Genomic DNA, 13,306 nt, shown 5'->3' on the forward strand with positions numbered 1-13,306 from the left:
TTCTGGAGTTTATCTCAATGAGGGCAGCTGTTTTCTGTCCATAGGAATCAACAGCAGCAACTGCTTAAAGGCTTGAAATGGAATAGTAATTGGACGTAAAAAAAACTGTTGACCTCCCCCGTTCAACAGTTTTTTTACAGGAGGAGGATGGAGAAGTGCTTAAAAAAACACTTAACAAAAACTATATTATTTTAGCGGCTGCGCTGGTTGTAATAACAGTAATCATGAGCGTCGCTTTTTCCAAACAGGAAGCTGCAGCCACAATTGACGGTGAAGAGATCAGCAAGGAAGAATTGTATACAAAGCTGACTAACTTATATGGGAAGGAAACGCTCGACTCGCTCATCACCAATAAGCTGATTGAACTGGAAGCAAAGAAAGAAGACATGGAAGTCACCGGTACTGAAATAGATGAAGAGCTTACGAAATTGCAGGAATCCTATGGTGGAGAAGAGGGATTTACTGCTGCCCTTGACCAAAATAACGTATCAATGGAGCAGGTGAGGGAGGATATTGAACACTACTTGCTAGCCGAAAAGCTGATTAAACCCTCAATCTCAGTCACTGAAAAAGACATCAAGACATATTTTGATGAAAACAAGGAATCCTTCAATCAGAAGGAGCAGGTCAAAGCAAGCCACATTCTCGTGAAAGACGAAGCGACAGCTAAAAAAGTGAAGGAAGAGCTGTCAAAAGGAAAGGATTTTGCTGAGCTTGCGAAGGAATACTCTACGGATACAAACAATGCTGCCAATGGCGGCGACCTTGGCTTTTTTGCGGAAGGCGAAATGGCAGAGGAATTCGAAAAGGCTGCTTTCGGACTTGAAATCAACGAAATCAGCGAACCGGTAAAAACCGATTTTGGATACCACATCATTAAAGTGACTGACAAAAAAGCAGCAAAAGCAGCAGTTTTGGAGGATCATAAAGAAGAAATCAAAGAGCAATTATTTGAACAGAAGATCCAGGAAGAATATCCAAATTGGGTGGAGGAGAAAAAATCAGATTATAAGATAAAAAGCTACCTATAAACGAAAAACTCTGCTTAGTGGCAGGGTTTTTTAATTACGAACAAGTCCTCCCAGTCTGCCGCTTCCTATTCTAAATTTTACTCCGAAGCTCCTTTCAAAAAATAATATAGTTGCAGTTTAAGTTTCCTATAGATTAAAATGTTTACCAAAGGAAACTTTTTTAAAACTCGTGCATATATTGTTTTAACAACAAAAGGTATCGCTCTATCCAAAAAGTTGACTAAAGGAAACTTTTTGAGAAGCGGACAAATTTTAATAGAACTTTTTACAGGAGGCATGAAAATGACGGAGGAAATTCTGTTTGCGTTCGGTTTGACCCTATTGGCGGGCCTTGCAACAGGGATTGGAAGTATATTGGCTTTTTTTACATCCACGACAAATACAAAATTCCTGTCGATTGCGCTTGGTTTTTCAGCAGGAGTGATGATTTACGTATCAATGATAGAGATTTTCGTAAAGGCGAAGGATGCACTTGTTTCATCTATGGGCGTTCAGCTGGGAAACTGGGCAACAGTCGGAGGGTTCTTCGGAGGCATCCTGTTAATCGCTCTGATTGATAAATTCATTCCAAAACAAAGCAATCCTCATGAATTGAAAAAGGTTGAGGATATGAGTGAGCCAGAAAAAGAAGTAAAGGACCGGGCTCTGTTGAAAATGGGAATGTTCACGGCCCTTGCCATCGGGATCCACAACTTTCCGGAAGGGATTGCGACCTTCACTTCGGCTCTTCAGGACCCCGCTTTGGGTGTAGCCATCGCAATTGCCATTGCCATCCATAATATACCCGAGGGAATTGCAGTATCCGTTCCTGTCTATTTTGCGACGGGAGATAAGAAAAAAGCTTTTAAACTGTCATTCTTGTCCGGATTATCTGAACCTATCGGCGCCCTTGCTGCTTACCTGTTCCTGATGCCGTTTTTGAACGATATCATGTTTGGTGTCATTTTTGCTGCCGTAGCCGGGATCATGGTCTTTATATCGCTGGATGAACTGCTTCCGGCAGCCCAAAGATACGATGAGTCCCATCTGGCAATCTACGGACTGATTGGCGGGATGGCCGTCATGGCGGTCAGCCTGCTGCTCTTTATCTAAGGAGTTGTTATATTCCAATATCAATTTTTAAATCTTGTTGATTGTAGTGGAAGGCGCGCAGACTCCTTCGGGATTTAGCGGGCAGGTGAGACCCCGGTAGAATTGGCCCAAAAAGAAGGGGCCATTTTACCCCGCAGAAGCGAAGCGACGAGGAGGCTCACCGAACGCCCCGAGGAAAGCGAAGCGCCTGGAACGAAAATCAACAGCCTAACTTAACAGATCCTTATCTGTGTTTAAATCTATCACTAGTAAGCGGCCTACTAAAATGGCCGCTTTTTTAGGTCTTTAGATATTGGGAAATTTTCAAAATAAGTATATTGGTATGTGACTTTTGAATTCTTATGATTATATACCTGATTCAAAAGGCTTAAAAATGAACAGTTTAGCATATTGCCGTTTTCTGAATATTTTAAATATAATAGTATTGCAGTTTGTAAAACCTGCGAACCATAAAATGCAGAGGAGTGGTTGAATGAAGAAGAAGAAAGTACTGGGAGCCGCACTATTAAGCATGACGATGGGTCTATCAATGTTCACAGCAGGAGCATTCGGGCAAGCGCCTGATGCCCAGGATTCCTACCGAGTATTAGTCCAGGGACCATCGGCAGAAAAAGCGAAGGCAAAGGATCAATTTGGTGTCAGATGGGATTTCGGAACAGATGGTTTTACAACTACAGTCAATACAAAGCAATATCAAGCCTTGCTGAAAAATAAGAATTTAAAGATAGAAAATGTATCGAAAGTACAGGTAGAAGCCAAGCCAGGTTCTGGAGCACAGGCTGCACCATCGGATCGGACACCATGGGGCATGGAAGCCATCTATAATGACAGCAGTATTCAGTCTACATCTGGCGGCAGTGGAATCAAGGTGGCTGTGCTGGATACAGGTGTATTTACGGACCACGCGGATTTAGCAGGAAGTGCTGAACAATGTAAAGACTTTACTAACCGCCGAACAGCACTTGTTAATGGCTCTTGTACAGATAAAAATGGTCATGGAACACATGTTGCCGGGACGATCCTTGCTCACGGAGGCTCAGGCCAGGGAATTTATGGAGTTGCTCCTGATGCAGACCTTTGGGCGTACAAAGTATTAAATGACCAGGGATCTGGTTATTCAGATGATATTGCCGGTGCAATCCAGCATGCTGCCGATGAAGCAACCCGAACCGGATCAAAAGTGGTTATTTCGATGTCGCTTGGATCCAGCAGTAAGAGTTCATTGATCGCAGACGCGGTTGACTATGCATATGGAAAGGGCGTCCTCGTTGTTGCGGCGGCTGGAAACAGCGGACCTGGAGCAGATACAATCGGGTATCCTGGAGCACTTGTAAATGCAGTAGCTGTAGCAGCACTTGAAAATGTCCAGGAGAACGGTACATACCGTGTGGCGGACTTCTCGTCCCGCGGAAATCCGGCAACTGACGGTGACTATGTCATCCAGGAACGCGACGTGGAATTATCAGCTCCTGGAAGAGCGATCGAATCCACCTGGTTTGACGGTTCCTATAACACGATCAGCGGAACTTCGATGGCGACTCCGCACATCTCTGGCCTGGCTGCGAAAATCTGGGCTGCCAATCCAAATATGAGCCATTCACAGCTTCGCGCAGAGCTTCAAAACCGTGCGAAAGCGAATGATATTTTAGGCGGCTCCGGAGCAGCTTCTGGCGATGATTATGCATCTGGTTTCGGTTTCCCTCGTGTAAAATAAATGGTAAAGGAAAGCCGCATGATTCTCAGTAATCATGCGGCTTTTTTACATTCTTTTCGTATAGAAATTCTCGGTGAAATAAGGTTCATATTTAGGCCCGAACGCAACACCGACTCCTAAGAGCTCAAAATCGGGTTTAAGGATATTTTCGCGGTGACCCATGGAATTCATCAGGCCTTCATGCGCAAAAATGCTGCTGAACTGGCCGAAAGCAAGGTTTTCACCGGCAACGGAAAAGGTGATATTGTCCTCTTCCATCCGATCAAAAGGCGATTCCCCCTCAAGATTGGTGTGGCTGAAATATTTATTCTCAGCCATATCCAGACTATGCTTGCGCGCTGTTTCCCGCACATGATCATCCCACCCGAGGACATTAAGACCATTTTTCACCCTCGCAGCATTCGTCAGGTCGAATAATTGATACTCGAATCCCTCTTTCAGCTCCGGAGTACCCTTGGTATAAAATCCGGCTTTGCTTTTTTCAAGCTGCTCGCTGATCACCTGGATGGCTGTCACAGTATTATTCTTGTGTTTATCATAAAAAACGGTCACATAGCTGCCATCGAGCTGAAAAACATCATAGTCCTGGTCTTTTTGAAACTGGTAAAAAACCAGGCCTTTGCGGATTTCGGTTAGCGGTTCCCCTAAAGCCTTCCGGACTGTTTCCTTCGGGCTGCCAAACTTAATGCCATTTTTGGAAGCTATTAAATCCTGATTTGTGAACACACCATTTACCCTTCCATCAGCAGTGTAGGAAACCATGATGAAATTCTGGAAGTTTTCATGATAGGCGTGCCACTGGGTGCCATACTCATTTACTGATATTCTGTCCGGAGACCCTAGCTGTTTCTCGGCATCTTTTTTTGCATCATTCAGCTCTATATTGTGAATCGAGAAGGTTTGGTCTGCCGGGGGCGCCAGCTCAGGTTTTTCAACTGTTGGGAAGGCATTCTGCTCATCGCCGGTCAACTCCTCCTTCTTCTCATCCAGCTTCAGGAGGAACTGATTAATCCCTTTATTAAGATCATCAACTGCAACCCACAGTTCAGGGTTATCCTTCAAAGTGTTTAATTCGTTCTTAAATTCATCCAGACTCTGAGCGTCCTTTAAATTTGATATAAATGGCCAGGCAAAAAAAACAATTACGCCGATGACCACTAAATTAAATAATTGTCTCATTAAAAAGTTCACCGCCCTTACGTTGACTCTATCTATCAATATACCCACTATAAGGGATTTAAAAAAGGATAATGCATGCTGTACATGTTAATTGCATGGGAGATGGACAATACCTAGCGCAAAAGCCAAGATGTGTTATAAGTGCCATCCAGAGCGGAAAATGAAGATGAAGTGGTAACTAATAGTGACTATAAGAGCCATCCAGAGTGGAAAACGAAGGCGAAGTGGTAACTAATAAAAGTTATAAGAGCCATCCAAAGCGGAAAAAGAGATCGAAGTGGTAACCAATAAAAGTTATTAGAGCCATCCAGAGCGGAAAAAGAGGTCGAAGTGGTATCTAATAGAGGCTATTAGAGCCATCCAGAGGGGAAAATGAGGCCGAAGTGGTACCTAATAAATCTATAAGCCCTCTATAACTTAAAAGAATCAAAAAGAGGTAACTAATAAAAGCCAAAATAGAAAACACTAGCTATATAACACCTATCCAAAATAAATTATGTGAATTAATTCACATAATGTTCATATCTCCAACATCCAACCGATATAGGTCCATTGTATTATTACTATATCGATAGTGTTTATATTTCCGAGGGGGATCAGTCATGAAAAAGTTATTACAAATTTTATTAGGAGTAGGCTTGATTTTAACGCCTTTCTATACACAAGCACACGTTAAATGGTTTACCGAGGTTACACCTCAAAAAGAAACAATTGAGAACATCATGTCGCCTTTATTCATGGGTTTGGCTTTATTGGCCGCGGTTGTTCTTGCTTCACTTACATTGATCATTCCAAAAACAGCTGAATGGCCGCTGATTAAAAAGATGGATGATTTTCTTTCTGGTTTCAGGAAGTACTCAAGATACCTGCTAAAGTACGGAACTGCAGCTGCGCTGTTGATCCAAATATCAAATGGTACATTATTTGCACCGGAATTCCACGTGGAAACAACATGGATGACGATTCTTGTCTGGCTGACAATTGGCTTCCTTGCTGTTCCACATCATATAGCAACTAAAATCGGTGCTGCAATTTTACTCTTCCTTTTTATCGATGTGACAATGCATCAAGGTATCTTCCACATGCTAGATTACGGTTTTTATGTAGCGATTATCGGAGTGCTGCTTGTTGGCAGCACGAAGCTAGAAAAGATAGGATTCCCATTCTTGTACTTGGGTACTGGACTTTCCCTGTGCTGGGTGGCAGTCGAAAAATGGGTTTATCCAACAATGTCCCTTGATATAGTCGCAAACCACGGAGTACCGACATTTGGATTTGAACCAGCTGCCTTTATTGTCATGGCAGCATTCGTGGAGTTCGTCGTTGGTTATTTGCTTGTCGTCGGTATTTTGAACAGGGTCCTGGGCTTTGTGGTTACAACGATTTTCATCCTGACAACGATGCTATTTGGCTTCACGGAAATCGTTGGCCACTTCATGGTCCACATCGTCCTGATCATTTTCATCATTGAAGGTGTTTCTTTCTACAATCCGCCAATCAAAATGCACAAGACAAAGACAGATCAATTCATCTTTGTATTCCTGAACTTCATCTTTGTGCTTGCGGCATTCTTATTGATTTATTATCGATTTGCCTAGCTTTCATTTTATTTACGGTTACCGGGATTTTATTTACGGTTACCTTCAATTTATTTCCGGTTGCCTGTATTTTATTTACGGTTACCTGCAACGAAACAGCCCCATATCGGAGGCTGTTTTTTGTTTTTTAGAATTATCAGACCTTTTATTGACGCTTGCCTGAGTTCTTGTTACGATTTTTCTAGCTGCAAATAAGATGGGAGAGATACGATGAAGTCTTATGAATTCGAGCCTGCTGCGGATTTCGCCGCCCGGCTTGACCAGGAGGATACGCTTGCCCGCTTCCGTGACGAATTTTACTTAAAAGAGGATTCAATATACTTAGATGGCAATTCCCTTGGCCTTTTATCCAAGAGGGCTGAAAAAACTTTGCTGGAATCATTGTCTGACTGGAGGGAGCATGGCATTGACGGCTGGATGGGCGGCAATCATCCATGGTTCTATCTATCCGAAAAACTTGGGAAACTGACTGCACCGTTAGTCGGCGCTTTGCCTGAGGAAGTAATTGTAAGCGGATCCACAACGATTAATCTGCATCAGCTTGTTGCTACTTTTTATAAACCAGAAGGAAAAAGGACAAAGATCTTGGCGGATGAATTGAATTTTCCTTCAGATATATACGCACTGCAAAGCCAGCTGCGCATCCATGGATATGATCCTGATTCCCATCTGGTCCAGGTAAAAAGCGTGGACGGAAGATTCCTCGATGAAGATGATATTATTGAAGCGATGACAGAAGAAATTGCGATAGTCATCCTGCCGACGGTGCTGTACCGCAGCGGCCAGATTCTCGACATGGAGCGCCTGACAAGGGCGGCGCATGACCGTGGAATCTTGATTGGCTTTGATGGCTGCCACTCCATTGGTGCCATCCCGCATTCCTTTACAGAATGGGGAGTGGACTTTGCTTATTGGTGCAATTATAAGCATTTGAATGGAGGCCCTGGTGCAGTTGCTGGCCTATATGTCAACTCGAAGCACTTTGGCACGGAACCAGGTCTTGCAGGCTGGTTCGGCTCGCGAAAGGATAAGCAGTTCGATATGGACCATGTGATGACACCAGCGGAAAATGCAGGTGCCTACCAGATTGGCACCCCGCATGTGTTAAGCCTGGCTCCGCTATTGGGCTCCCTGGAAATGTTTGATGAGGCAGGGATCAATAACATTCGTGAAAAGTCCCTGAAAATCAATCAATACTTAATGGATTTAATAGAGCATGAGCTAGGTGATGCCGGCTTTACGATCGGCAGCCCTGTCGAGGATTTCAGGCGCGGCGGCCATGTCAGCCTGGAGCACAAGGAAGCGGCAAGGATTTGCAAAGCGCTCAAGGAAAAGGGGATCGTCCCGGATTTCCGCGCTCCGAATATCGTCCGGCTTGCACCAGTAGCACTGTATACTTCCTATACTGATGTCTGGAATGCCGTTCAAATTTTAAAGGAAATCATGACTGGGAAATTATATGAAAAATACAGCAATGAGCGTGAAGTTGTAGCTTAAATTCCAAGGGGGCTAAAGGGATGGAGAATCAAAAGTCAGGACTTGAAAAAGAACAGATTCATACAGACTTTGAAAAAGAAATGTCATATGGAAGCTACCTGCAGTTAGATAAAATTTTATCAAGCCAGCAGCGGCTTTCTGACCACCATGATGAAATGCTGTTCATCATTATCCACCAGGCAAGCGAACTGTGGATGAAGCTGATTTTGCACGAAGTCAAGGCTGCCATTGAATGCATCCGAAAAAATGACCTGGAACCATCATTCAAAATGCTGTCAAGGGTGTCGAGAATCCAGCAGCAATTGATCCAGTCATGGAGCGTATTATCCACTTTGACACCATCTGAATACATGGAATTCCGCGACAAGCTTGGTCATTCTTCCGGATTCCAGTCGTACCAGAATCGCCTGATTGAATTTGCGCTCGGCCAGAAGAATGCCCATGCCTTGTCTGTCTACAAGCATGATGCAGAGCTTTCAAAGCAAATGGAGGACGCACTTCATGAACGGAGTATCTATGATGCGGCAATCAGTGCGATGGCCATGAGAGGTCTGTCAATTGATGATGCAGCGCTGAACAGGGATTGGTCTGCCCCTTATGAACCCAATGCCAGTGTCGAGGAAGCGTGGCTGACAGTGTACCGTAATGTGGACCAATATTGGGACTTGTATGAGCTCGCAGAGAAGCTTGTCGATATCGGCAGCCTGCAGCAGCTTTGGCGCTTCAACCATATGAGCACGGTCGAACGGATTATTGGCCACAAGCCTGGAACAGGCGGGTCCGCAGGTGTATCCTATTTAAAAAAGGTAGTCGACCACAGATTCTTCCCCGAGCTCTGGAGCCTGAGGACGAAGCTATAAATATTGAAAGAAAGCAGGTAACGCTATGGGAGAATGGAAAGATATTTCACAGGTTCTGCATGATAACATTCCTGTCTGGCCGGGAGATACACCGTTCCAGTACAGAGTGAGCTGGGGGATGGAGGAGAGCGGTTCTGTAAATGTGGGCCAGGTGACGATGAGCACCCATACAGGCACGCATATTGATGCCCCGTTCCATTTTGATAATGATGGAAAAAGGGTTATTGACCTCGATTTCAATCTTTATATCGGTCACGCAAAGGTCATTCATTTGAATCAGCCTGCCAGCATTGGAATCAGCCATTTGAAGGATGAATCGCTGCAGGGCGTGAAGCGTTTATTGATCAGAACTGATGCATGGAAGGACAAAACAGTATTCCCTGAATCCATCCCGCATATTGAGCCAGAGCTGGCCGTATATCTTGCAGAGCAGGGAGTTCAGCTTCTGGGACTGGATTTGCCATCTGTCGACCCTCTCGACAGCAAGGAATTGAGTGCCCATCACGAATTGAACGGTAACGGGATTCATATCCTTGAAGGCTTGGTGCTGGATGAGGTCGAGCCAGGTGATTACGAGCTTGCAGCCCTGCCGCTGCCTCTGCAGCAGGCGGATGGAAGTCCGATTAGAGCTGTGATCAGAAAAAAATAATACTTTTTCAGGCTGTCTTATTCATAAATGAGGCAGCCTTTTTATGTCGAAAAATAGTTCATGAATTTTATTGACCAGTGTGGTCAATGAGGAATACAATGTAATTGACCACACTGGTCAATAATGTTTAAGGAGGCTAAAATGTCTTTAAAGTTTTTAAGCTTGCACCCAGAAAAGCAGGAACGGATCCTGAATGCAGCCCTTAAGGAATTTGCCCAAAAAGGGTACGAAAATGCATCCACCAACGAAATCGTGAAATCAGCAGGAATCTCAAAAGGCCTGTTATTCCATTACTTTAATAACAAAAAAGAACTGTATTTATTTTTATACAACCATTTTGTCGAGGTGCTGGCGGAGGAATTCTTCAATGAACTGGATTTCAGCGAAGGGGATATTTTTGAGCGGTTGAAGAATTTAATGCGACTTAAAAGCAAGCTGATGATTAAGTACCCTGAAGTGTTCAATTTCATGATGAAAGCCTCAATGGAAGCGGCAAGAGAAGTCAGCACGGAGCTTACCAGCACCACCATGGAACTGATGCACACAAGCTATAACAGGCTTTTTGAAAACATCGACCTTTCGAGATTCCGTGAAGGAACTGATATTGGAAAAACAATCAATATCATCATGTGGACTTTGGAAGGCTTCAGCAATCAGGAGATGGAAAAAGCAAAATTGCTTAACAAGGGAATCAGCGATTTTGATGAAGCATTTAAAGAAGCAGAAGTATATATCGAAATGCTGAAAAAGTCGTTCTATAAGTGAGAGATACATGAATCTGGGAGGGTCTGGCATGAACGTGATTGAGATTAAAAATCTGACGAAAATGTACGGCAAGGCCAGGGGAATTGAGAATGTAAGCTTCAATGTGGAAGAAGGGGAGATATTTGGATTCATCGGCCCAAATGGCGCAGGGAAATCGACGACGATCCGGACGCTGTTATCGCTGATTTATCCGACAAGCGGAAGCGCAGCGATTTTTGGCAAGGATATTATTACAGCTGGACCGGAGATCAAGAAGGAAATCGGTTATTTGCCATCAGAAGTTTTTTATTATGACAATATGAAGGTTATTGATCTGCTGAAGTACTCGGCCAGTTTTTATAAAAAGGATTGCACCAGCAGGATCAAGGAGCTGGCTGAAATCATGGAGCTAGATCTTACGAAGAAAATCGACGACCTTTCTCTAGGCAATAAAAAGAAGGTTGGGATCGTCCAGGGGCTGCTTCATGAGCCAAAGCTGATCATTCTTGACGAACCGACAAGCGGCCTTGATCCGCTTATGCAGCAAAAGTTCTTTGAGCTGCTGGAGAATGAGAACAAGAAGGGTGCGACCATTCTATTCTCATCCCATATTTTAAGCGAGGTTCAAAGGCTGTGTGACCGGGTGGCAATCATCAAGGAAGGCAAAATTGTCACTGTCGAGAAAATCAGTACGCTTAAGGAAAACACGTACAAGAAATTCAGAATCGAAACAGCAGGACATATTGATAGAGAGCATTTCAAAGCAGATGGTGTCAATCAGCTTGAACAGGATGGAAACACGATCAGTTTCCTATTCAAAGGAAACATCAACTCCATCCTGAAGAGAATTGCTGAAATTGACATCATGAACCTCTGGATTGAGGAGCCGGACCTCGAAGAGATTTTCATGCATTATTATGAGAAGGAGGCGTAAGCCATGAACATCTTCCTTCATGAACTGAAGGCATATCGGAAATCGACCGTGGTCTGGACTGTTTCACTCGTCGCCCTGGTTGCTCTGTTCCTGTCGATGTACCCCTCCTTCTCCAGGGATGCGGATGAATTCAAGCAGATGCTCGAAGGCTTCCCGGTTGAGCTAAGGAAGGCGATTGGATTGTCAGTTGACAGCATTGCGACACTTCTAGGATTCTTCTCTTATGCATTTACGTACATCAAACTTGCGGGAGCCATCCAGGCGATGAACCTTGGGACCTCGATCTTATCAAAAGAAACAAGAGATAAGACTGCCGATTTTCTGCTGACAAAGCCGGTGACACGGGTTCAGATTGTTACGTCCAAACTTTTGGCCGCATTTGTTTCTCTGGTGCTTACGAATATCGTCTTTATCGTGGGAACAATGGTGATTGCTGCAGCTGTGGCCGGTAATGATTTTAGCCGTAAAGGATTAATCCTTGTTTCAGGATCGCTGTTTATCATCCAGCTTATATTCCTGGCTCTCGGAATCATTGTATCTGCGGCATTCCCAAAAATTAAATCTGTCATTTCTGTTTCGCTTGGTACGGTGTTTGGCTTTTTCATCATCGGAATGGTCAGCTCGACAACGGATGACAAAGCGTTAAGATATTTCACGCCGTTTAACTATTTTGATTCCGCCTATGTCATTAAAAATAGCGCCTATGAAAATTCCTTTCTGGCGGCGGCTATCCTATTCATCATTGCTGCGGTTTCGGCCAGTTATTATCTGTATGTAAAAAAGGATGTCCATACCGTCTAGGGAGGAGGCTGGAAACATGAATATTTTCATGAGGGAAATGAAAGCAAACAGGAAGGCTTTAATCATCTGGTCAATCGGCATCATCTTCATGGTTGCGTCTGGAATGGGCAAGTATGCAAGCCTTGAAGGCACAGGGCAGTCCATGAATTCGCTGATGGCGGATATGCCGAAATCGCTGCAGGCCATCATGGGAGTGGGGTCGCTTGATTTATCATCTCCCATAGGCTACTACGGAGTGCTGTTTTTATATCTTGCCGTGATGGCGGCAATCCATGCAGCTATGCTTGGCGCGAATATCATCTCCAAGGAAGAGCGTGATAAGACCGTTGAATTCCTGGTCGTAAAACCTGTTTCAAGATCGAGGATGATTACTTCAAAATTGCTCGCTGCCCTGGGTAATGTCGTGATTTTTAATCTAGTAACATTCGCTTCCTCGCTCGGAATGGTCGGGAAATTTGCAGCTGGAGTGAATTATACAAGCGACATCGCTTTGCTGATGGCAGGCATGTTCATTTTGCAGCTGTTGTTCCTGGTGATTGGCACGGCAATTGCCTCCATGTTAAAAAATGCAAAAAAGGCTACGTCATTATCGACAGCTGTCCTGCTGATCTTCTTCATATTATCCATCGCCATCGAGATGAACACAAAGCTTGAAGGGCTGAGATATTTCACTCCATTCCAGTATTACGATGCCAAGGATATTTTGATGGAAGGCGGATTGGACACAATTTTTCTCGCATTATCTGTTGTGCTGATTATCCTATTGACGCTGGCAACCTATTTGTTTTATAGGAAAAGAGATTTGCATGCCTAAATGAAAGCCCGGAATTATTTCCGGGCTTTAGTTTGCAGCTGGGGTTCGGCATTTAAATATGACGATGAAGAGATCTATAGCTCCAAACTGTCTGAATGAGAAGTGGATTCGGATATAAAACCAGTGCCCAAAAATGAGAGCCTGGTAAGTGTGAATGTAGATAAATTGACTGTTACCGGAGATATAATCGCATTTACCGTAGATAAATTGACCTTAACCGTAGATAAATTCGCATTTACGTAGATAAATCGTCCCGGACCCGGGAACATTGATAATACGACACCTATTCCCCCATCAAATAACTCATAATCTAAGATAATTCCTTGTTGAAACATGAGAAATTCGCAATTAATCTTTTAACAGACTCAAATGAAAGGTAATTTCACATTTTGT

At 43.9% G+C, this 13,306-nt stretch carries 12 protein-coding genes; 11 read left to right on the forward strand and 1 reads right to left on the reverse strand.

Features of this window, described 5'->3' with window-relative positions:
- The first annotated feature begins 155 nt into the window (after positions 1-155).
- The 3 genes from AC3EBE_RS24285 to AC3EBE_RS24295 all read left to right on the forward strand — a co-directional run bounded on the left by AC3EBE_RS24285 (position 156) and on the right by AC3EBE_RS24295 (position 3,837).
- On the forward strand, positions 156-1,031 hold the full coding sequence (locus AC3EBE_RS24285) for a peptidylprolyl isomerase (protein WP_488597599.1): 876 nt from the start codon (positions 156-158) through the stop codon (positions 1,029-1,031).
- A gap of 282 nt (positions 1,032-1,313) precedes the next feature.
- Complete coding sequence (gene zupT / locus AC3EBE_RS24290; protein ID WP_488597600.1) at positions 1,314-2,123, forward strand: zinc transporter ZupT; 810 nt, start codon at positions 1,314-1,316, stop codon at positions 2,121-2,123.
- Positions 2,124-2,595: 472 nt separating this feature from the next.
- Complete coding sequence (locus AC3EBE_RS24295; protein ID WP_488597601.1) at positions 2,596-3,837, forward strand: S8 family peptidase; 1,242 nt, start codon at positions 2,596-2,598, stop codon at positions 3,835-3,837.
- Positions 3,838-3,882: 45 nt separating this feature from the next.
- Here the strand turns inward: AC3EBE_RS24295 and AC3EBE_RS24300 are convergent, their stop codons facing one another.
- Positions 3,883-5,016 (reverse strand): CAP domain-containing protein, encoded by a 1,134-nt coding sequence (locus tag AC3EBE_RS24300; RefSeq protein WP_488597602.1) that lies wholly within the window; start codon positions 5,014-5,016, stop codon positions 3,883-3,885.
- Positions 5,017-5,618: 602 nt separating this feature from the next.
- On the opposite strand from AC3EBE_RS24300, the gene AC3EBE_RS24305 reads away from it, so the two are divergent.
- The 8 genes from AC3EBE_RS24305 to AC3EBE_RS24340 all read left to right on the forward strand — a co-directional run bounded on the left by AC3EBE_RS24305 (position 5,619) and on the right by AC3EBE_RS24340 (position 12,913).
- Positions 5,619-6,614, forward strand: a complete 996-nt coding sequence (locus AC3EBE_RS24305; RefSeq protein WP_488597603.1) for a hypothetical protein — start codon at positions 5,619-5,621, stop codon at positions 6,612-6,614.
- Positions 6,615-6,824: 210 nt separating this feature from the next.
- Entirely contained in the window at positions 6,825-8,111 is a 1,287-nt protein-coding gene (kynU, locus tag AC3EBE_RS24310; protein ID WP_488597604.1) for a kynureninase, read from the forward strand.
- A 20-nt stretch (positions 8,112-8,131) separates the two neighbouring features.
- Positions 8,132-8,971 (forward strand): tryptophan 2,3-dioxygenase, encoded by an 840-nt coding sequence (kynA, locus tag AC3EBE_RS24315; RefSeq protein ID WP_488597605.1) that lies wholly within the window; start codon positions 8,132-8,134, stop codon positions 8,969-8,971.
- A gap of 25 nt (positions 8,972-8,996) precedes the next feature.
- Positions 8,997-9,620: an arylformamidase gene (kynB, locus tag AC3EBE_RS24320; RefSeq protein WP_488597606.1), complete on the forward strand. Its 624-nt coding sequence runs from the start codon at positions 8,997-8,999 to the stop codon at positions 9,618-9,620.
- Positions 9,621-9,761: 141 nt separating this feature from the next.
- On the forward strand, positions 9,762-10,385 hold the full coding sequence (locus tag AC3EBE_RS24325) for a TetR/AcrR family transcriptional regulator (RefSeq protein WP_488597607.1): 624 nt from the start codon (positions 9,762-9,764) through the stop codon (positions 10,383-10,385).
- Between the two features lie 28 nt (positions 10,386-10,413).
- Positions 10,414-11,298 (forward strand): ABC transporter ATP-binding protein, encoded by an 885-nt coding sequence (locus tag AC3EBE_RS24330; RefSeq protein WP_488597608.1) that lies wholly within the window; start codon positions 10,414-10,416, stop codon positions 11,296-11,298.
- Between the two features lie 3 nt (positions 11,299-11,301).
- Entirely contained in the window at positions 11,302-12,099 is a 798-nt protein-coding gene (locus tag AC3EBE_RS24335; protein WP_488597609.1) for an ABC transporter permease subunit, read from the forward strand.
- A gap of 16 nt (positions 12,100-12,115) precedes the next feature.
- Positions 12,116-12,913, forward strand: coding sequence for a DUF2705 family protein (locus tag AC3EBE_RS24340; RefSeq protein ID WP_488597610.1), 798 nt, complete (start codon positions 12,116-12,118; stop codon positions 12,911-12,913).
- Positions 12,914-13,306: the final 393 nt, after the last annotated feature.

The sequence above is a fragment of the Mesobacillus sp. genome, assembly GCF_057785455.1.